Source organism: bacterium (assembly GCA_029210545.1).
Lineage (GTDB): Bacteria > BMS3Abin14 > BMS3Abin14 > BMS3Abin14 > BMS3Abin14 > JARGFV01.
Genome location: JARGFV010000040.1, coordinates 1 through 20,271, shown reverse-complemented (window position 1 = coordinate 20,271; position 20,271 = coordinate 1). Strand labels below are relative to the sequence as shown.

22 protein-coding genes and 2 pseudogenes are annotated in these 20,271 nt (G+C 57.2%); 8 read left to right on the top strand and 16 right to left on the bottom strand.

What is annotated here, in order from left to right:
* Positions 1 to 217 precede the first annotated feature (217 nt).
* Entirely contained in the window at positions 218 to 592 is a 375-nt protein-coding gene (locus P1S46_06030; protein ID MDF1536048.1) for a hypothetical protein, read from the bottom strand.
* Positions 593 to 828: 236 nt separating this feature from the next.
* On the opposite strand from P1S46_06030, the gene P1S46_06025 reads away from it, so the two are divergent.
* Positions 829 to 1,047 carry a hypothetical protein gene (locus P1S46_06025; protein MDF1536047.1) on the top strand — a complete coding sequence of 73 codons (219 nt, stop codon included), beginning with the start codon at positions 829 to 831 and terminating at the stop codon, positions 1,045 to 1,047.
* A gap of 282 nt (positions 1,048 to 1,329) precedes the next feature.
* On the opposite strand, the gene P1S46_06020 is transcribed toward P1S46_06025, so the two are convergent.
* The 6 genes and pseudogenes from P1S46_06020 to rarD all read right to left on the bottom strand — a co-directional run bounded on the left by P1S46_06020 (position 1,330) and on the right by rarD (position 6,899).
* A complete protein-coding gene (locus tag P1S46_06020; protein MDF1536046.1) occupies positions 1,330 to 1,986 on the bottom strand; it encodes a DUF2225 domain-containing protein in 657 nt (218 codons plus the stop codon).
* A gap of 78 nt (positions 1,987 to 2,064) precedes the next feature.
* Positions 2,065 to 3,540, bottom strand: coding sequence for a trypsin-like peptidase domain-containing protein (locus P1S46_06015; GenBank protein MDF1536045.1), 1,476 nt, complete (start codon positions 3,538 to 3,540; stop codon positions 2,065 to 2,067).
* Between the two features lie 227 nt (positions 3,541 to 3,767).
* Entirely contained in the window at positions 3,768 to 3,968 is a 201-nt protein-coding gene (locus P1S46_06010; protein ID MDF1536044.1) for a cold-shock protein, read from the bottom strand.
* A gap of 261 nt (positions 3,969 to 4,229) precedes the next feature.
* A complete protein-coding gene (locus P1S46_06005; protein ID MDF1536043.1) occupies positions 4,230 to 4,421 on the bottom strand; it encodes a hypothetical protein in 192 nt (63 codons plus the stop codon).
* Between the two features lie 86 nt (positions 4,422 to 4,507).
* A pseudogene (locus P1S46_06000) lies at positions 4,508 to 5,647 on the bottom strand (DEAD/DEAH box helicase).
* A gap of 352 nt (positions 5,648 to 5,999) precedes the next feature.
* On the bottom strand, positions 6,000 to 6,899 hold the full coding sequence (rarD, locus tag P1S46_05995) for an EamA family transporter RarD (GenBank protein MDF1536042.1): 900 nt from the start codon (positions 6,897 to 6,899) through the stop codon (positions 6,000 to 6,002).
* Positions 6,900 to 7,176: 277 nt separating this feature from the next.
* On the opposite strand from rarD, the gene P1S46_05990 reads away from it, so the two are divergent.
* Complete coding sequence (locus tag P1S46_05990; GenBank protein MDF1536041.1) at positions 7,177 to 7,782, top strand: isoprenylcysteine carboxylmethyltransferase family protein; 606 nt, start codon at positions 7,177 to 7,179, stop codon at positions 7,780 to 7,782.
* A 206-nt stretch (positions 7,783 to 7,988) separates the two neighbouring features.
* Here the strand turns inward: P1S46_05990 and P1S46_05985 are convergent, their stop codons facing one another.
* Both P1S46_05985 and P1S46_05980 read right to left on the bottom strand, forming a co-directional pair.
* Positions 7,989 to 8,276 (bottom strand): hypothetical protein, encoded by a 288-nt coding sequence (locus tag P1S46_05985; protein ID MDF1536040.1) that lies wholly within the window; start codon positions 8,274 to 8,276, stop codon positions 7,989 to 7,991.
* Between the two features lie 271 nt (positions 8,277 to 8,547).
* Positions 8,548 to 9,153, bottom strand: a complete 606-nt coding sequence (locus P1S46_05980; protein ID MDF1536039.1) for a hypothetical protein — start codon at positions 9,151 to 9,153, stop codon at positions 8,548 to 8,550.
* 137 nt (positions 9,154 to 9,290) lie between these two features.
* Between P1S46_05980 and P1S46_05975 the strand changes: the two genes are divergently transcribed.
* Together P1S46_05975 and P1S46_05970 are read left to right on the top strand one after the other, a co-directional pair.
* Entirely contained in the window at positions 9,291 to 9,743 is a 453-nt protein-coding gene (locus P1S46_05975) for a YaiI/YqxD family protein (GenBank protein MDF1536038.1), read from the top strand.
* Positions 9,744 to 10,224: 481 nt separating this feature from the next.
* Positions 10,225 to 10,680: a nitrophenyl compound nitroreductase subunit ArsF family protein gene (locus P1S46_05970; protein MDF1536037.1), complete on the top strand. Its 456-nt coding sequence runs from the start codon at positions 10,225 to 10,227 to the stop codon at positions 10,678 to 10,680.
* Between the two features lie 236 nt (positions 10,681 to 10,916).
* Here the strand turns inward: P1S46_05970 and P1S46_05965 are convergent, their stop codons facing one another.
* The 3 genes from P1S46_05965 to P1S46_05955 form a co-directional block, all read right to left on the bottom strand.
* On the bottom strand, positions 10,917 to 12,851 hold the full coding sequence (locus P1S46_05965; protein ID MDF1536036.1) for a copper-translocating P-type ATPase: 1,935 nt from the start codon (positions 12,849 to 12,851) through the stop codon (positions 10,917 to 10,919).
* 227 nt (positions 12,852 to 13,078) lie between these two features.
* Positions 13,079 to 13,252, bottom strand: a complete 174-nt coding sequence (locus P1S46_05960) for a hypothetical protein (protein MDF1536035.1) — start codon at positions 13,250 to 13,252, stop codon at positions 13,079 to 13,081.
* A gap of 36 nt (positions 13,253 to 13,288) precedes the next feature.
* Positions 13,289 to 13,819: a hypothetical protein gene (locus P1S46_05955; GenBank protein MDF1536034.1), complete on the bottom strand. Its 531-nt coding sequence runs from the start codon at positions 13,817 to 13,819 to the stop codon at positions 13,289 to 13,291.
* A 381-nt stretch (positions 13,820 to 14,200) separates the two neighbouring features.
* On the opposite strand from P1S46_05955, the gene P1S46_05950 reads away from it, so the two are divergent.
* From P1S46_05950 to P1S46_05935, 4 genes and pseudogenes are all read left to right on the top strand, one after another.
* Complete coding sequence (locus tag P1S46_05950) at positions 14,201 to 14,413, top strand: hypothetical protein (GenBank protein ID MDF1536033.1); 213 nt, start codon at positions 14,201 to 14,203, stop codon at positions 14,411 to 14,413.
* A 93-nt stretch (positions 14,414 to 14,506) separates the two neighbouring features.
* On the top strand, positions 14,507 to 15,139 hold the full coding sequence (locus P1S46_05945; GenBank protein ID MDF1536032.1) for an isoprenylcysteine carboxylmethyltransferase family protein: 633 nt from the start codon (positions 14,507 to 14,509) through the stop codon (positions 15,137 to 15,139).
* Positions 15,140 to 15,315: 176 nt separating this feature from the next.
* Positions 15,316 to 15,420 (top strand): annotated as a pseudogene (locus P1S46_05940) (DUF2892 domain-containing protein).
* A gap of 64 nt (positions 15,421 to 15,484) precedes the next feature.
* A complete protein-coding gene (locus P1S46_05935) occupies positions 15,485 to 15,835 on the top strand; it encodes a hypothetical protein (GenBank protein ID MDF1536031.1) in 351 nt (116 codons plus the stop codon).
* 173 nt (positions 15,836 to 16,008) lie between these two features.
* On the opposite strand, the gene P1S46_05930 is transcribed toward P1S46_05935, so the two are convergent.
* From P1S46_05930 to P1S46_05915, 4 genes are all read right to left on the bottom strand, one after another.
* A complete protein-coding gene (locus P1S46_05930) occupies positions 16,009 to 19,011 on the bottom strand; it encodes a heavy metal translocating P-type ATPase (GenBank protein ID MDF1536030.1) in 3,003 nt (1,000 codons plus the stop codon).
* Positions 19,012 to 19,070: 59 nt separating this feature from the next.
* Positions 19,071 to 19,247 carry a hypothetical protein gene (locus tag P1S46_05925; GenBank protein ID MDF1536029.1) on the bottom strand — a complete coding sequence of 59 codons (177 nt, stop codon included), beginning with the start codon at positions 19,245 to 19,247 and terminating at the stop codon, positions 19,071 to 19,073.
* Positions 19,248 to 19,273: 26 nt separating this feature from the next.
* Positions 19,274 to 19,537, bottom strand: coding sequence for a metal-sensitive transcriptional regulator (locus P1S46_05920; protein MDF1536028.1), 264 nt, complete (start codon positions 19,535 to 19,537; stop codon positions 19,274 to 19,276).
* A gap of 421 nt (positions 19,538 to 19,958) precedes the next feature.
* Positions 19,959 to 20,271: hypothetical protein (locus P1S46_05915; GenBank protein MDF1536027.1), on the bottom strand; the 313-nt coding region annotated here is incomplete at its 5' end.

Sequence of the window (20,271 nt, the reverse complement as noted above, 5' to 3'; positions counted from 1 at the left end):
TAGTGCCATTCCCATTTATCTTTAATTGCCACACAGTTAGCTGACATCTCATTTGCATCATGAATAATGCGGGCTAGGGGTATGGTTCTAGGGTTGAGGGTTGAGGGTCTGGCTGGTTCGTACGTGCGTATATGCGTAAAGTGTTTAAACGAGAGACTTGACGCTACCACGCAATCACGCTTCACTCACTTACGAATTGGCCAGCCGTTATATGGCCCTATTTAAAGCCTTCATCTACTTTGTACTTGTCCTGAACGAACCAGGTCTCATCCTCTTTTTCCCGGCAGAAGAATGTCCACATCGCCCACGAATCACGTTTCTCTTTTGACGCCGGCAGGGTCGCCCCGATGGTCAGATCAGGATGAACGGCCCACCCTTCGACCCGGACCTGGATCTCGTACTGCTCCGGATGCTCGATACGATCCACCACGGTGATGGCTGTGATCTCCTCCTTAAAACCCAAACCGCGGTCCAGGGCCGCCATCTTGCGGACCTGATCGGTGAAAAGGTCGTCAGGCGGAGGGCTGGAACAAGCCGTGACGACTATCGACAGGAAGAGGATCGCCACCATTATCAGATATCTTTTAAGCATTTCAAGCACTCCTGAAACATCTGTATGCCAGGGTGGTTTTACCGGGCACCGGTTTCAAAACGAAGAGTTCCCTATTACCAGGCAATCTCGATCCTCGGATCTTAAATACAATTATTTCCTCCGCGTCCCCGTGTTTACCCCATGATGGACCAAAAATGTAAACTTTTCACCTTTTCATACGTATAAACTTTCAAAGGCAGCCAGAATTACGGAGGGGCAGACTGAGGAGGTGGCATATGGCTACCCGATTCCCGGAAAGATCAGCACTGCTTAACGCCGCCGCTCCCAGCTTCAGCCGGGAGCAGATCGCATTCCTCGAGGATATGCTCATCAACCGGGCCTGCGGACCCGCCATGCTCAACAGCCTCACCCACGACAGGGCGGCCGATTGCATGGCCTGTGCGGCACGGGTGGAGAGACTCGTCAACACGATAAGAGATCTTGGAAAGGGATAGGGAAGAGCAGTATCCAGGAGTCTGTCGGAGAACCTGCCTGTCTGGTTAGACAGGCAGGGCACAGACTCCTGGATATATTTTGTCGGAAGATGTGATCTTGGTCCAGTATTTTATATAATACATTGTGTTAACAATAACTTGCAATCTTCACCCGCAACTTTATCACCTGTTGATTCGAAGGCAAAAAGCGATAGAAAAGTCGTTCCGACAAACTTTTACGCAGCGTGTCAGGGTTTTCCGACACGCTGCTAGTACCCAATAAAAGCGGCCGATCGGCCGCTTTTATTGGTACATCACCTCCCCCATGAGTTCCTTGGGATCGGTGCTCTGCTGGACCGCCATCGAGACGAAAAAAACCTTGTCGGGATGCTCTTCCTCCATCGCGATGATGTATCCGTACCACTGAAGGGCTGACTCCTCCTCCCCTGTTCGCCGGTACTGTTCGGCAACGAGGTAAGGGATCAGATAAAGGAGATCCCGGTCCAGAGTCTCGGGTGTAAAGGCCTTCTCGAGGTACCGGATCGCCTTTTTCCGGAAACGGGCTTCCGCCTCTGTCTGTTTCTGATCGTAGGCGCACCATGCAGCGTGCAGGTAGATCATCCCCAGAGAATAGGGATCGGACCCGACATTTTCGTCGATGAGGGCCAGGAACTCGAACTTCGTCCACGAAGGGATCTCGTCACCGGTCAACTTGGGAGTGATGTTATCGCGGACGAACTTCTTCACCTGCCTGCTCAGCTCGCCTTTCTCCATCTCCTCGCAGGAAAAACCGCAGTGGGTGCAAGTGTGAACCTTGTAGTGGATAGGCTGCTCCCCCGCAGCCATGTCGAAAAAATCGGTGGTAGTCGGTCCCAGGCTGTTGGTCGTAGGGCAATAGTGAGAGGTAAAGTCCTGTCCGCAGCATGGACACGTAAATGTGACGCTTTTAACTGTGGTCATACAAACCTCCTCGGGAAATTCGACCGCCGCCGACCGAAAGCGATCAACCGGGCACTTGTTAACCTCGCAAGGATCCCATCATCTTTCCAGGTCCACTGAGCATCCGGAGGGGATCCGGTGAAGCTTCAGGATCCCGCTTTGCTCGGCCCGGGCCCTTTCAAGATCCAGGACCAGCACTGCACCGGTTTCGGTGGTCACTTTCAGCCGCGGCCCACGCGCATTATTGACGATCCTGACCAGATCTTCCATGTCCCGTGGCAGCTTACCGTCCACGGACGCCACCACCTCGTCCACGTAGTCCTGGTATCCCCTGTTGAGGGGAGCCGGAAGGACGGAGGTCAGCACGATGACCTGGGACCTTTCCGGAGTCCGGTAGTTGCGGACCAGGCCATAGACAGAAAGGTCCCCGGGTATCCAGCCGTCACCGTCGTCGTACAGGAAAATGTACTCCAGGGTGAGGGGCTGAAAGACGAACCCTCCGAAAACAAAGTAGCTGTTCAGGGTAACGTGGCGGGTACCAGGTACCAGGGTGGGTTCATTTTTCAGCCGGACCGTTTTACGCATCTTATTCCCTGAACGCATGAAATCGAGGGCGACCTCGTCGCCCACCTGTTTGGACTGGATGATATAATCGAATTTCAGGCGCCCGAGACGTTCGACCGGGACGGTGAGATCTTCCGCGACAGGGACCCCGTCGACGGCGGTGATGACGTCGCCCGGCTCGAGATAGCCTGAAACGGTACCCCCATGATTTACCGCTGTGACCAGCGCGCCGTCGGTTTTCCTGTCAAGTCCGTATTCGGCACGCAACGCCTCATTGACCAGGGGCTGGACCTGAACGCCCAGAGTGGGGAAACCGTCGAAACGGTCCTCCTTCCCGATATCCTTAAGGAAATGGCCAACGACCTCTGCCGGGATAATGTAACCCACGTTCTGGGCCCCCTCGAGGAGCTGCATGGCGATGCCGGCCAGGGCGCCCTGCCAGATGGCGGGTCCCCCGCTGTTTCCCTGGTTGATGGCCGCATCCACCTGCAGGAGAAGAAGCTGCCGCATGGAGTGGCTGTACCAGGAGATCTCGGCCCTGGAGACGATCCCCGAGGTGACCGACAGAGCCTCCCCGCCGACCGGGTAGCCGTAGACCCTGACCTCGTCTTCCACCCCCGGCGTCTGCCCCACGGGAACAGGAACGGTCCCCTCGAAAAAGGCCGGATCATCCACTGTGAGAAGGGCCAGATCGCACTCGTGGCCGAACCGGTCCACCGTGGCGACGTACCGCCGGGGAAGCCCTGGCCTTTTGACTTCGACACTCACGGCGTCTTCCAGGACGTGGGCAGCGGTGAGGATCCTCCGCCCATCGATGATCACCCCGGAGCCGGTAATGGACTCGATACCAACACCTGTCCACGGTGCGTCCGGTTCCGGCAAGTTGACCTGGGCGAAGATCTGCACGACGCTCGCGGGGATCTGCCTCGACGGCAGGGACTGGGCAGCGGCCGGGACAGTTGCCATCAGGGTGAGGCCGGCTGCTATCGCTGCTATGGGCCATCGTTGCATTCTCTCCTCCTGAAACGCAAAACCACCCGAAGGCAGCATGGTGAAGTTCTTGTCGATGATTTCCCCCCGCTGAGAAGGTATCAGTGTAAACGGTTATCCCCACCGAATTCAAGGGGGGGGAAGTTTACAGTTTACAGTTTACAGTGGACTGTGAACTTCCGGCTGAATTAAAAAAGCCCCGCCGGCGATATCGCCGGCGGGGCTTTTGAGGTCGTCAGCTTAAAGGCTTACGCACCCTGGACGTTGGAAGCCTGGGGGCCCTTGGGACCGTCCGAGACTTCGAAGGTCACACGCTGGCCTTCGTTGAGGGTCTTGAAACCCTCACCCGTGATGGCCGAAAAATGTACGAATACATCCGGGCCGTCAGCCTGCTCGATGAAACCGAAACCTTTGGAATCGCTGAACCACTTCACTGTTCCTTCTGCCATTTTACTTCTCCTTTTTCTTTGTAGCTTTGGGATCAGCTTATTCCGGTTCATCCAAGCAAAAAACCCTGAAGCTTGAAGCTCAGGGCCGTTGAACGTTCTCCATGAAGCTTTTCCGCACTACATTTTCCAAATATACCGGGGGACAATCCCCACCGGCGAAAGGGACATTACGCCCATTGACTGGCAAAAGCAAGGGGAAAATTGCTGGAAGATCAGTGCACTGGCGCACCTGTGCACATGTGCACTCTCCTTGATAAAACCTTATATTTCTTCTACTACCTCATCAGAAGTTTCAGCGGAAGCATCCCGTTCAGGAGATTCAACGGAGCCATCCAGGAGCGTTTCCTCGCCGTCAACTTTCTTATCCTGCTTGCGCTGGCGCTTATCCTCCTGTTTTTTCTTCTTGGCCAACTCTTTCTGACGTTTCGCGTGCTTGTAGGGTGATCTAGCCATGTCACCTCCCTCTGTTAACAGCCGATCTCAGGCGGATATCTGATGGACTCGCAAAAAGTCCATCAACTTGACATTCAGGCCCGTGCGCTGTGCCACGGGTGTCCCTTCATAACCGGGACCGTTGCCCTGATAAGACGTTCGATATTCTTCAGGAAGGGGCGCTCGCTCTCCTCGCAAAAGGAGATAGCGATCCCGTCGGCACCGGCCCGGGCCGTGCGCCCGATACGGTGAACGTAACTGTCAGGGATGTTGGGCAGGTCAAAGTTGATGACGTGGGAAATGCCCTCCACGTCGATACCCCTGGCGGCGATGTCGGTGGCCACCAGGACCCTCGTCCGCCCCCGCCGGAAGTTTTCCATGGCCCTGGTTCGACTGGTCTGGGACTTGTTGCCGTGTATGGCCTCGGCCTCGATCCCGTTCTGCGCCAGCTGCTGGACCACCTTGTTGGCACCGTGCTTGGTCCTGGTAAACACCAGCACCCGGCTCACCGCAGGGTCCTTGAGGATATGGGCCAGGAGCTTCCGTTTATCCGGCCTGGAAACGAACATCACCTTCTGGTCGACCCGCTCTACCGTCGTGGCGGGAGGGTTTACCTCCACCTTGACCGGGTTCGTCAGCATGCTGTGGGCCAGTTTCACGACCTCAGGAGCCAGGGTGGCCGAGAAGAAGAGGGACTGGCGTCTGGGAGGCAGGCAGGCGATGACCCGTCTGACGTCGTGGATAAAACCCATATCGAGCATCCGGTCCGCTTCGTCAAGGACGAACACCTCGAGACGGTCCAGACGGATGTGCCCCTGTTCCATCAGGTCCAGAAGGCGGCCGGGCGTCGCCACGAGAATGTCCACCCCTCTGGCCATGGCGCTGACCTGCGGGTATTGCCCCACGCCTCCGAAGACCAGGGCCTGACGGAGCTTCAGGAAACGGCCGTATGTCCTCAGGCTTTCCTCGATCTGCGCGGCCAGTTCACGGGTAGGTGTCAGGATGAGGGCCCTGGCCCCCTTTGGGCCGGGGTTGATCATGGAAGTTGCCAGGTGCTGGAGAATGGGGAGCCCGAAGGCAGCGGTCTTGCCTGTGCCGGTCTGGGCGCCCCCCATGAGATCACGGCCCTCGAGGAGGTGGGGAATAGCCGCCTCCTGGATGGGCGTAGGCCTTGTGTATCCTTCCGCGCGTACGGCACGGAGGATCGGTTCCATGAGGTTCAGTTCATCGAAAGTACAGTTGTTCATTGCATTCCTTTATCAGTCCTCGACCTCGAGGCCACGGCCATGGGGGCCGCACCTTGGGAGCGGACACAGTTATGCTCGTCGGACGAGATCGGCAACAGGGAGGCGACAGGGAACCGGAAGGTTGGAGCGTCTACTGGTACCTTGCAGGACTCTTTTTTGCGGTGTGACCCATCCGAGCGGCCTGGGGGCGGGGCTGATTCCCTTGCTCCAAAGGCCTAGCGGGCATGTTCTTCTAACACAACGCTGACCATATAGCCAGTGTTGTGTTTCTCGTAAATGCGTACGTGGGTAAAGCGTAAACGCGAAAAACTTTACGCACCACGCCCTCACGCTTCACTCACATACGAGCAAATCAGCTCTGCCCGGCTGCCTGCGTCACCGGGCGCATCTCGCCGAAGGATTCCGAGATGTAAAGACCCAGGGCAGCCCAGATGAAGGCAAAGCTTACCAGGTGGGCTGCGGTGAACGGCTCACCGAAGGCAAGCACCGCCAGGGCGAAGTGGCCCGTGGGGACAATGTACTGCATGATCCCCATCGTGGAGAGCCTCAGGCGCGTCAAGGCTCCGCCGTAAAGGACGAGGGGGACGGAAGTGACCACACCTGCCAGCACAAGGAGAACGTCGAGCCCCGGCCGGCCGGCCAGGAAGACAGCGTTTCCCCCTGCCATGAGCCACCCCAGGTAGCCCAGGGCGAAGGGCGACAGGAGGATCATCTCCACCGTGAGTCCCGGAACAGCCTGGACACCGACAGCCTTCCTGACCAGGCCGTACAGGCCGAAGGTGAAAGCCAGGGTCAGGGCCACCAGGGGAACCTTTCCCACCATGACTGTCCGCACCAGAACACCCGCCGCGGCGAGGGCGATGCTCACCACCTGCCTTGTGGACAGCTTTTCCCTCAGGAAGACAAACCCGAGGAGGACGCTGACGAGGGGGTTGATGAAGTAGCCAAGACTGGACTCAAGGACATCTCCCCTGAATACGGCGTTGATGAAAACGTACCAGTTGGTGGCGAGGAGCAGTGTCGTGGCAAACAGGACGGCCACGGTTCCCGGCGAACTCAGGACCTTCCTGAGGTTTTTTCCCCTTCCGGTGAGGGTGACCAGGAGCAGCAGGAAAACGGCCGACCAGAGGATCCTGTGAGCCAGGACCTCCCTGGCCGGGACCGAGGCGACCATCTTGAAATAGAGGGGGAAGCATCCCCAGATGAGGTAGGCGGAAAAACCCTGAATGGCTCCTGCCCTGTTCTCGGACAACCCGGCTGACCTCCCTTTGACGACTGCGTTGATAGCTGTCACGTCAGCCCCTGTCAACGTGTCGAAAAACCGTAACACGGTGCTGGATAATTAGTCCAAAGTCAAATGGGTGAGGTTCAAGGGTGTCATCGCGAGCTGGAAACCGGGCGACGCGATCTCGAACTCCGAGATCGCTTCATCACGCCTTTTGCGTGACGAAGACGGATGGCGTGATTCGCAATGACAGTCTTATCTCTTCTCTATTCTCCTGCGGCACCTGCTGTGCTATTGAAGTCCCATGCCCTACGTTGTCCTCGCCATCCTCTGGACCGCCTGGTGCGCCATGCACAGCCTGCTCATTTCCCGACCGGTGGTTGCAGGACTGAAAGTGCGCTTCGGAGACAGCTACCGCTACTACCGGCTGGCCTTCAACGGCATCTCGGTGGTGACCCTCGTCCCGGTGCTGCTCTATTCCGGCGCCCTTCACGGTGAACCGCTCTTCGCCTGGGCAGGCGTATGGCGCCCGGTCCAGTTTCTTCTCGCCGCAAGCGCCCTGGCCCTTTTTGCAGGCGGGGCCAGGCACTACGACCTGTTTCAGTTCCTGGGTGTCCGGCAGGTGGCCGAACACGAATCGAAGGGCGGGCTCACCGAGACCGGGGGCCTGGACACATCCGGGATACTGGGGGTTGTCCGGCACCCGTGGTATTCGGGTGGCATCCTCATCATCTGGGCAAGACCGGTCGACAAGGCGACCCTCGTCACCAACCTGGTCCTCACCGCCTACCTCGTCATCGGCACGATCCTCGAGGAAAGGAAGCTGGTGGCCGAGTTCGGGGACGAGTACAGGGACTACCAGGAGCGGGTGGGGATGCTGGTGCCGGGAGCGAAGTGGAAAAAGTTATAGGGAGCAGGCAGGAGGCAGAAGGGAGGAGGGAGGAGGGTTAGAATGCTCGCGGGAACGTGCGTGCGCAGAGCGTACATGCGAGGGAACTTTCGCTGCCACGCGATTACGCTTCACGCACATACGAAAAAATCAGTTTTCACCTGAAAGCCGATTTTTTATCCACGTCTTTTCGTGATCCATGCTCCTGACTTCCGTTCACTGTTCGCCTATTCCATGGTCCTGTTTTCCAGGATTTTCCTCACCGCCGGCTTGATGTAAAGACCTTCCAGGGGAAAGACGGAAAGCTCCCTGGCGGCTGCGTCCACCTTTTCGATGTCGGACAACCGGGAGTCGATGAAGAGAACCGCCTTCCCTTCGATCCAGGCCAGGCCGCTTTCCACCGGCGTCTCCTCGTCGCCGAGGCGTTCGACCCTCACCGTGACATCCAGTTGGACAGCCAACCGCATTAACTCCTCGAAATAGTGGGGAGCGATTTCGGGGGGAAGGGACAGCATGGGGGAAGGATACCCCCTTCCCGGCTGACAGCCAACAGCTGATAGCCAGGAGCAGAGGAAAGATTCCAGGGTCCAAGGCCTGAGTTGCTCGTGAATCCGTACATCCGTAGTGCGTGAGTGCGAAAGAACCTCGCTACCACGCATGAACGTTTTACGTACACACGAAGCTGTCAGCTGTCAGCAGATCCCCTGTAATTCATAAACAGCGCAGTGATGCTTTTCCCCACCCCAGATGCTCCGGACTCCTCGTAATCCTGGCATACCGAGGCTCTCACATTTTGGTGCAGACCGCCTCCTCCAGGCTCTCCGGGACTACCGGGGCACTGGCAACCCCCTTTTCGATGGCCTTGGCGGCCACTTTGATGGCCACCTGCTTGCACACGTACCTGAGATCCGCGATCGCCGGGTAAACGCACATGAGATCGAGGCGTTCCTCCGAAACCAGCTCGGCAAGCCTCTTCGCCGCCGCCTTGCTGGTAGGGTTGGAAAGGGGAAAGATGACAGGACGGGATGTGTGCTCGGTCATCTTACCCACCAGTTCCTCAGTGAAGGCGCCCGGAGATCCCGAAAAGCCCAGCAGGACCGTTATCCCAACGTTGTTGACGAGGTCCTCGAGGGAAACCACCGGGTGTGATTTGCGGGACCAGCCCTTTGCAAAATTCGGATTCCTGGCGAAGGGCATTTTGTAATCGTCCACGCCATCCCGGCCTGCGTATATGACACCACGGCTGTCCAGGAGAAAGATCCGTTCCCTGGCCTCTTCTTCGGTCAGCCCCTCTTCGACGAGGGCCGTGCAGATCTGCCTCGTCACCCCGATCCCCCCGGCCCCGGCTCCGTAGACCGCGAACATCTGGCCCGCGAGTTCCTCGCCCTTGATCTTCAGGGCCCCCTAGGAGTCTGTGCCCTGCCTGTCTAACCAGACAGGCAGGTTCTCCGACAGACTCCTAGATTGCAGTTGTAAGCTGCCAGCTTTCAACTTGAATTCTTGGCTCATAGCACATAGAACTTAGCTCTATGGTTATCTACATCGACGCCGACGCGTGCCCCGTCAAGAACGAGACCTACAAGGTCGCCGCCAGGTACTCCATTCCAGTGTGCGTGGTCGCCAACAGCTGGATGCGCATCCCGGAAGGCGGACAGGTGTCTCTCCAGGTGGTGGAAGGTGACTTCGACGCCGCCGACGACTGGATCGCCGAGCAGGCTGGTCCCGGCGACATCGTCATCACCGGCGACATCCTCCTGGCGGCCCGATGCGTCGAGGCGGGCGCCCGGGTCCTGGGCACCAGGGGGAGAGAGTTCACCGAGGCGGGCATCGGCGAGGCTGTGGCCATGCGGGCGCTGAAGGACGAACTTCGCCAGATGGGGGAGATCAGGCATGGCCCGCCTCCCATGAACAGGAAAGCCCGCTCCCGTTTTCTTTCCACCCTGGACCAGATCGTGAACTCGATCCTGAATGAAAATCCTTAGCAAACAATTACATACAAAAAACAGATGTCATTGCGAATCACGCCGAAAGCGTGATGTAGCAATCCCGCTACTGAGATCGCTTCGCTCGGATACCGGCTCGCGATGACTGCAGTAGTTCTTCGTTCTCAGCTGCAAGCTTCCTGCTGACATTCGTCAGCAATTCCATTAAACTTCCCTTGACTACCAGTCAAGCGTTTGATCAGGCAGTCAGCCTGGCAAAAGGGAGCACCCGGTATTGATCATCCGGATGCTCTTTTTTTTACTGACAGCCAGGATCACCGCCATCCACACCCGAAATCGGTCGAGGAGTCTGTCCGAACGTGGATTTAGTGCCCCGGATTGACTTTCCCCGGAGTGATGCCTATCATTAAGGTCGGGAAAGGGCCTGTGAGTTCAGGCCCTTTTGTGATCTCCAGGGCCGGTTTCAAACACCGGGAAAGGCGAGCAAGCGGCATCCCGATACGAAAGAAGGTCCACCGCTTTGAAAAAAACAACCTTCCTGTTCCTTTTCCTGGCTGCTGGCGCGGCTTCCTGGATATCCGGCATCCTTCCGGGCGCCTTTTACGGTCCGGCTGAGCTGTCCGCTGCCGCCGGGCGGCCCGACAGGGTCGTCGTGTACCAGTTCCACAGGCGGTTCCGCTGCGAGGAGTGCTACAAACTGGAAGCAGCCATCGGAGAAACCCTCAACACCCACTTCCCGGAACAGCTCGCCGACGGAAAACTGGTCTTTAACGTCGTCGACCTGGACGCCGAGGGCAACGGCCACTACACTCAAGAGTACGATTTTTTCTACAACACGGTGATCGTGGTTGACGTTCGCGGCGGCAGGGACGTCCGGTTCAAGAACATCGAAAAGGTCTGGCAGCTCGCAGGCGAGAGAGACCTTCTCATGGAGTTCGTCAGGTCCGAAGTGGAGGAGTACCTGCGCGGACCGTGAAAAAGGCCATTCCGGATCTCACATTCCACCCTTCAACAGGCATCTCTCCCCTGTGGCATCATTTTCCCATCGGCTCAATACTTGATAGAGTCGCAAAAAGTCCAATCCGGGACTTTTCGCTCCACGGAAAGGGAAAAGCATCGTTTTCCCTTTCCTTACAAATCAATGACTTACGGAGTGAGTCATTGATTTGGGCGCCCCGCGCGGGGCGCGTTGATGGACTTTTTGCGAGTCCATCAATACTTCAGCATCCGCGCGTTGATCGCCACGACAACGGTGCTCAGTGACATGAGAAGGGCGCCCATGGCCGGGCTGAGAACGATCCCTTGTCCAGCCAACACACCCGCCGCCAGGGGAATGGCAATGATATTGTACCCCGTCGCCCAGGCCAGGTTCTGGACCATCTTGCGGTAGGTGGCTCTCGCCAGCTCAAAGATGGCCGCCACATCACGGGGGTCGCTGCGGACGAGAACCACGTCGGCCGTTTCCACGGCAACGTCGGTGCCCGCCCCGATGGCGATCCCGAGATCGGCTGTTGCCAGGGCGGGAGCGTCGTTGACGCCATCGCCGGTCATAGCCACTTTCAACCCGTTATCCATCAGTTCCCTGATCCTGGCCGCTTTCTGGTCTGGAAGGATCTCCGCGAAATAGTCATCCAGCCCCAGGCTCCCGGACACGGCCGCAGCCACCCTCTCGTGGTCCCCCGTGAGCATCACACACCTGATCCCCATGGCGTGAAGACGCTCCACCGCCTCCACGGACTCTGTCCTGATGACGTCCCCCAGGGCAATGGCGCCAAGCGGGGTGTCCTCCTCCAGCACGAAGACCACCGTCTGGCCTTCGGAATAGTACGGAGAGAGCGGCCCTTCATCAAAGTGGAGGCCCTTTTCCCGCAGGTAGCCCGGGCTTGCCACCATGATCTTCCGCCCTTCCACCACGGCCCGGGCACCTTTTCCCTTGACCGCCTGAAAATCGTCGGCTTGGGGAATGGTGATCCCGCGGGTGAGCGCCTCGGCAACGATCCCCCGGGCGATCGGGTGCTCGGACAGGTTTTCCACCGATGACGCGAGGCGCAGGATCTCCTCCTTGCCGATGCCACCCGACGGTACGATCCCCTGGACCCCGAAAAGGCCTTCCGTGAGTGTTCCGGTTTTGTCAAAAACCACGGTGTCGATGAGCCGTGACCTCTCAAAAGCGGCGCGATCACGCAGGAGCAGACCACTGGTGGCGGCAAGGGACGTGGAAACGGCCACGACAAGGGGGACGGCAAGCCCGAGCGCGTGGGGACAGGTGATGACCATGACCGTCACCATGCGCTCCATGGCGTAGGCCAGGTCCTGTCCCAGGAACAGCCACACGATCAGGGTCAGGGAACCCGCGCCAAGGGCGATGACGGTGAGCCAGAAGGCGGCCCGGTTGGCCAGGTCCTGGCTGCGCGATCTCGTCTCCTGGGCCTCACGGACCATCGTCACCACCTGTGCGAGGAAGGTCTCCTTCCCCACCTTCTCCACGGTGACGGTGATGGAACCCTCGTTGTTGATGGCCCCGCCCACCACCGCGTCGCCCGTCCCCTTGTGAACCGGCACCGATTCACCTGTGAGCATGGATTCGTTCACCGTAGTGGTCCCTTCAGCGACCTTCCCGTCCGTGGGGATCTTTTCGCCCGGCTTGACCAGGAACCGGTCGCCCTTGACCAGGGAATCGACCGGGACGTCCTTGACGGAACCGTCATCCGCGACAAGGTGGGCCTCCGAGGGCAGGAGCCGCACCAGCTCCTCCAGGGCGCGGGATGCGCCCATGACCGACCGCATCTCGATCCAGTGACCGAGAAGCATGATGTCGATGAGGGTGACCAGTTCCCAGAAAAACACTTTCCCGGGAAGTCCGAGGACCACTGCGCTGCTGTAGAAATAGGCCGCCGTGATGGCCACGGCAATGAGGGTCATCATTCCGGGCCGGCGTGCCCCGACCTCAGTGAACAGGCCTTTCAGGAACGGCCATCCACCGTAAAAGTAAACCACGGAAGCGAGCAGAAACAGGGTCAGTGAATCCCCGGGAAAGGTGATCCGCCCCTCGATCCCGAGGAACGACTGGATCATGGGGGAAAGAACCAGGACAGGGAACGTCAGGACAATGCAGACTTTGAAGCGCCGCTTGAAATCGGCCACCATGTGCTCGTGGTGATTCTGGTGCCCTTTGCGGCCAGGGTGTCCACTGCCCTGCCTGACCTCGTGTCCGCTATGAGAGTGGCCGTTACCGGAAGAGCTTTGCACAGGTTTTCCTCGCTGTTCTGTAAATAGAGCCCGAAAAAGCGGGGAGAGGCCCCGATGGCCTCTCCCCTTAAGCACACACGAGCAGTGAGCCGGCCGTTAGTGGAAGAGATAGTGTCCCTTAACCGTCACTCCTTGATGTTGTGACCGCTCCTGGGAGGTACCGGCGGATTACAGCAGTCCACAGGTTTGCGGGGGTTGCCGGCCACAGAATCCTCCTTGAGGTCTTCGAGGGTCTTGCTCACACCCTCCCTGAATCGCCTTAAAAAACCTTTCTTCCCTGTAGTCTCCACCGGTTCCATGACACGTCTCCTTCTTCCCGGACGATCCTTCTTTCCCTATGTTGAAGTATAATCATCCAGCAGGTCGTCATCAACGCCCTCCCGGAATTTTGTGTTTTTTACCTTACCCTTCTTCCCGGACGCTTTTTTACTGCGCGGCCCGGCGGAGAATCTGCCGCGGGCGGGTTGGGATGCCGGCGACCTTCCCGTTTGCCGCCCGATGGTGAAGGCGGCGAGTGTAAATCCTCCGATCACCAGCAGGTAACCGAAGATATTCCTGTTGAACGGACGCTTGACAGCGTTGGGTGCCAGGGCCGCGTTGGCGATGAGTACCGAAGGTCCGAACCGCCCCCTGAAATCCTGTATGACCTGGTCTTCCGTATAACCCCGTCCCACCATACCGGCGATCTGGGACCGGAAACCATCCGATTCAGGACACTCGCAGGTCGATAGCGCCTCATCGCATGTCCCGCACGGGCACATGAAGTTAAGGGTGGCCTGCGACGCGGAGAGGGCCCATGAAACGGCCGGCAGCATCAGGATGAATGCTACCAGCAGCAAAGCGACAGGCGGAAGGGGTGACCTCATGGTATTAACTCCCACTCCCCTCCACAGGACCATGTACAAAAAAAAGACAGTACCACCCTTTGAGAAGGCCCCCTGTCTCCTAGTAAAATAGTAGACAACCTGTCGCCCATTGTCAACCCATTTACTGCATTCCTTGAGGTAAATTGGAGCTGTTGCTGCCTTGGGCTTGGATCCGAAAGGCCGGGTCATCCTTATCCACTCCATCTCCGGCAGCTGTGGAATTATGTTACAGCCTGCCGCTGTCCATGTAATCAACCACATCAATATTATCTTTTCTTTTCAGTAGTTTACACAAGCGAAAGAGATTCAGTTCATCGCTGGCACGGGTTATGCTCAGGTCAGGGTGAAGGGCAACGTTGCCCTTAGGAAATAAACAACACAATGACAGATACGGAGGAAAGAAAAATAACGAGCGAAGAGGCTCGGGAAATAGCCGAACACAGTCTGGGGCGTAACCCTTACCTTCGCGTCGGCACCGTCACCGAAGAAGGTGACAGCTTCGAGGTAGAGATCGTGACCAGAAAAGGCCAGGAGCTGGTCAACCGTCTGCTGATCGAAAAGGAGACCGGCCGCGCCTATCCCATTGATGAATAATGAAGCGGCCCTGGTCCCTCCATCTTCAGGGGGGGCCAGGGCGACTGCCCATGTGAACGGCGAAAGATGACCCTGACTGAAAGGTGATAAACGATGAATTCCGATTACGCGTACGGACACTGGTCCCTGGTCATTGGAAGCGTCCTGTTGGTGTTCTTTTTCGTCTCCAGGTACATACCGATAAGGACCCGACTGGAAAAACGAAGCGGGGGCATGCTGGCGACCTTCATCGTTGCGCTGTTCACCGAGATGTACGGGTTTCCTTTGACAATATACTTCCTTTCGAGCCGGTTCGGCATAGAGATCCCTTTGACCCATAAATATGGGCATCTTCTCGCTTACCTTTTGACCTATATTGGTCTGGACATCCTCTACGGGTGGGCCCTGGTGATGATCGTCAGCAATGTGATGATCGTCATAGGAATCATCTGGATATCAAGGGGCTGGGAACAGGTCTACAGTTCAGACGGCGAGCTTGTCACCACAGGCATCTATGCTCGGATGAGACATCCCCAGTATAGCGGCATCATCCTGGCAGCCACAGGATTCCTTATCCAGTGGCCGACACTTCTCACCCTCATTCTCTTTCCCTTCGTTGTCGTGATGTACCACAGGTTGGCCACGAGGGAGGAGAAGGACGTCGAGGAGAAGTTCAAGGACGAATATCGGGATTACCGTGGGCGTGTGCCGGCCTTTGTCCCCAGGATGACTTTCGCACACCGGTGATATCCCGGACGTCGGTTGTCCTCTGGGATATTCGTTGACTCCCACGTTGCATTTTAGAATTTAACGATTAATTAATTTGGACTGAAGTGAAATTGTCCGATGAAAGGTTGATGGACTCGCAATAAGTCCCGGATTGGACTTTTTGCGACCCTATCAAGGTTATGAGGAAGAATTAAATGAATATTGACAGGATCGTACTGGCTTTCGCGGGGACCATAATCACTATCAGCCTTGTCCTCGGCAACATGGTTCACCCGTACTGGCTTTTCATGGCGGCTTTCGTGTAACATCTTTCCCTTGCCCTTTGCTGGGCAGTTTCCGTAACCTGCATTCATGAAGCCCACTTTGACCAGAAGGATGCATACGTGGTACGGTCTTACCTTGACCCTCCGCTTTTACGGTACCCACTGGGCCGCCGTCGGCCCCATGCCGCCCCACCCTCAACTGGTTAACATGATCCTTCGCATCGGGTTGTCGAAGGTGGATTCCCTCCACCTTCAGATCCTCCACGAACTGGGTCATCTCCAGTCACTGCCACTGATGATCCTGGCTGGTGTCACACTTTTCCTGTTCTCTGCGCCCGTCCTTCCGGCTGCCATCAGCCTTTTCGTACTCTGGGAAGTCCTGTCGGAAGCCTACGTCATCCTGAGGGAGGGCAGGAACTACCTCCATATCTACGGTATCATCCGTGACTGATCCCATAGTGATTCTCACCGCATTTTGAGCATCTTTACCAATGATCTTCGCCGGGTACTCGTCACCTTCTTTCAGGATAACAACGACCTCGTCGGCACCGTCAACAACGTGGTTGTTCGTGACGATATATCCCTCTTTATTCAACAAACTCATATTCCTGATCATCATATTCTCTATATCCTGCGCCTGTACCTGCGCATCAGCAGTGAGTTCGAAACGACGGACACGGAGCTGAACGCCATGGCCGCCCCCGCGATGACAGGGCTGAGGAGAAACCCGGTGAAGGGGTAAAGCACTCCGGCGGCGATAGGGATGCCGATAGTGTTGTAGACAAAGGCCCAGAACAGGTTCTGCTTGATCTTGCGCATCGCGAAACTGGACAGGTCCATGGCCATGACCACGTCCCGGATGTCGTCCCTGATGAGCACGATGTCGCCTGCCTCTATGGCCACGTCGGTCCCGCTACCGATGGCGATGCCTATATCCGCCTGTGTCAGTGCCGGAGCATCGTTGATGCCGTCCCCGACCATGGCGACCCTGAGTCCCGCGCTCTGGAGTTTTTTTACCTCCGCCGATTTGTCCTGGGGAAGCACTTCGGACAACACCCTGGTAACCCCCACCTGGGCGGCGATGGCCACCGCTGTCCGCCTGTTGTCGCCGGTGATCATCACCACTTCCTTGCCCATGTCCCGCAGCGCTTTGACCGCAGCCGCGGAGTGCTCTTTCAGCGTGTCGGCTACGGCCAGGATACCGGCTATCTCTCCGTCCAGTCCGACGATCATTGCTGTTTTGCCCTGGTCCTCGAGCCCTGTCATCGCTTCATCAGTGCTTTTCAGATCCAGGCCCATTTCGGCAAAGTAGGCGCGGTTCCCGACAACCACTTTCCGACCGTTCACGGTGCCCTCCACTCCTTTTCCGGTGATGGAGGTAAAGTCTACAGGTGGCGTCAGCTCCAGCTTCCTGGCCAGGGCGCCGTTGACGATGGACTCGCCGAGGGGGTGTTCGGAATTTTTTTCGAGGGAAGCGGCCAGTTCGAGCACCTGGTCGGATTCCCATTCACCGAAAGTTACCACGTCAGTCAGTTCGGGTTCCCCCCTGGTCAGGGTCCCGGTCTTGTCGAATACGACCGTGTCGATCTTGTGGGCTATCTGAAGAGCCTCGGCGCTCTTGATCAGGACACCGTTTTTCGCTCCCAGCCCGGTGCCAACCATGACAGCGGTGGGCGTCGCCAGCCCCAGGGCGCACGGGCAGGCGATGATGAGGACCGCTATGAAAACGGTCAGAGCGAAGATGAAGCTCTGGCCGGCCAGCATCCAGACACCGAAGGCAAGGATGGCCAGCACGACCACCACCGGCACGAAATAAGCCGAGATGAGATCCGCCAAAGCCTGGATGGGAGCCTTTGAGCCCTGGGCATCTTCCACAAGCTTGATGATCTGGGCCAGGGCCGTGTCCTTGCCGACCCTGGTGGCTTTGAACCTGAAGGAACCTGTTTTGTTGATGGTGGCGCCCACGACCTGGTCGCCTGTGGTCTTTTCAACCGGGATGCTCTCGCCGGTGAGCATGGATTCGTCCACTGCCGAATAGCCGTCGATAATAACGCCATCTACGGGGATCTTCTGGCCGGGCTTGACCAGCACCTCGTCACCGGTGCGCACCTCTTCTATGGGAACCTCGATCTCCTTGCCATTTCTCACAACGAGGGCCGTTTTGGCCTGGAGCCCCATAAGCGACTTGATGGCCTCCGACGTCTTTCCCTTGGCGATTGCCTCGAGCCACTTGCCAAGCAGTATGAAGACGATAAGGAGCCCGGAAACCTCGAAGTACAGGTTTTCCACCGAGTAGGCGGCCTTCCCGCCCCAGATTGCCGCCAGGATAGCCGTACTGTATATCCACGCGGCGCCTGTACCCAGGGCCACCAGGGTGTCCATGGTGGCCATTTTCGTCCGGACGACAGCGAGGATGCCCCGCGTGTAGAACTGGTAGTTGACCAGGAGGATGGGGGTCGCCAGGAGGAACTGCAGGAGGGCTCCCCACCTGTCGGGGATATGAGGTACGGGAAGGCCCACCATGGCCCCCATGGTCAGAAAAACCAGCGGGACGCCCATCAGGGCCGAGAAAACGAGTTTGAATTTGAGGGTTCTGATCTCTTTTTCCCTCGCCTCCTTCTCCCTGTCGAGGGTCCCTGCGGCATCCTCGACGGGGGTATAACCCGCATCCCGTATTGTCTGGAATATCTGCTCTTTACTGGTCACGGCCGGATCGAAGTCGATCTTCGCCCTCTCGTTGATGAACAGCTCCTTCGAGGTGATCCCTTCCAGACGGTTCAGTGCGCCTTTAACCGTACCCAGGCAGTGGGGGTTGTCCATACCGATAACTTTCAGTTCAAGGTGTCCGGTACGCTCCTCCCTGGAATGTGGTGTGTAGCCCGCGTCGACGATGGCCTTTTCAAGGGCCGGATAGGAGACGCTGTCGGGATCGAAACGGACCATCACCGATTCGGCGGCGAAGTTCACGCTGGCCTCCGACACGCCGTCGAGTTTCGACAGAGCTTTTTCGATGGTCGACGCACACGACGCGCAGTGCATCCCGGTGATGCCGATAGTGACGCTTTGGCCGGGCGCCTCCCTAAGGTGGGGTGTGTACCCGGCATCGGTGACCGCCTTCTCGATATCGGCAATAGCAATTTTGGCCGGATCGAACTTCACCGTGGCAGCCTCCGAGGCGATGTTCACGCTGGCGCTCTGGACGCCATCCAGCTTTTTGAGCACCTTTTCCGTGTTGGCGGCGCACGACGCGCAGTGCATCCCGGTGATCCCCATAGAGACAGACTTCGTCATGGGTCTGGATCGATCGCCGGGTGAGGGAATCTCACATGCATCGGCCGACTCGTCTGTCTCCGGTTCCATGGTCCGCGTTCCGGGTTCCGGGTCCGCATTCTCTTGACCCGGCTCTCCCTCGACAGGCTCGGGACCCTGAGCTGTGTCGAAGGGCCGACTCCTGGCTCCTGACTCCTCGGGAGAAGTTTCTGCACCCAGAAACTTCTCCATACACCCCGGGCTGCAGAAGTACCACGTCTCGCCGTCCTTCTCCGCCGAAAGGGCTGTTTTCTCATCAACTTCCATGCCGCAGATTGGATCGACTGCTGTTTCCATGGCCTTATTCCCGGTTTTCATATTCCACTCTCCATCCCGTTTTCGGGAGCAACAGGAACTTTCGTCATCAAACACAGAATTCAGACCTTTCCCGAATCCTGGCCGTTCGTGTCGGCACCGGTCTTTCCGCCAGAGTCCTCACTGTCATCCCCATGCTTGCCGTGGCCGCCGTGGGAACCGCAGCACCCACCGCCCCTGAACATCATGAATCCCAATCCGCCGATGATGAGCAGCGTTAAAAGGTTATCGAATGACATTTACGTGCCTCCTTTTCAATCGACGATCACCGGAACCTGGAAAGGATATCCAGGATCTCATCGACCTTGGCCTCCCGGTCCCGCGCATCGTCTCCAGTGAGGGAATCCCTCACACAACCTTCGAGATGGACCCTGAAAATGTTTTCCTGAACTTTTGCCAAAGCATTTGACGCTGACCTGATCTGGGTCAGGATATCAACGCAATAGCGCTCTTCCCGGATCATTCTGGTAATCCCCCTGATCTGGCCCTCTATCCGGTTGAGCCTTGGTATCTGTGCTGAATGGTCCATATGGTCCCTCTGCAGTTCCTTGGTCCTCAGTCCTTGGTTTCAACCATACCATACCCCCCTATAGTATGTCAACGGTTGGATGGTGAGTGTTGGATGGTGAGCGGTTGATTTTATGGTATTATGTGGACAAACATGTCGGGAGGTGGAATGGAAGACTACGCGTGGTTCATATGGTCGATGGGATTCCTGTCGAAATAAGAGTTTTTTCCCTGCACGGGATGATATCGACTTGTAAATTGCGTTCATTCATCCATTTTCACACCCCGCCTTGAGAACCCGCTAAATCCCAATGCATTTTATCGCTACTGCGCAAAATCAGCATTTTGGCTGTCTCGGCAGGTGGGTAGTTTCGAAACAGCGCCGTCAACGTTTTTAGCGGGCGTTCTGCTAAAAAACAATATTCCTCTTAATTATCGAAAGGTTATGAATTCTTCATAAATGATCGGACTTTGGCACGGGTCATGCTCTTTATGCCTATATGGATCTGCAATGTGATCTCGGCCCTGTTTCTTTTCTTACACGCTGACAGGAGGGAAAGAGACAACGGGCCAACCATATCGCACATCATGGCCAGCCAACCGTAATTGATCCTGCCCGAAAGGTTGGAAAACATGGACCAGAGCAAGACGGGAGTATCAAGGAATACATCCAGGGAAAACTTCCTTTTCGCGGTATCGGCACCGGGAATACCGATGGATGCAGAGGTTGCTTGATGCGCCATTTCAAATTGGGTC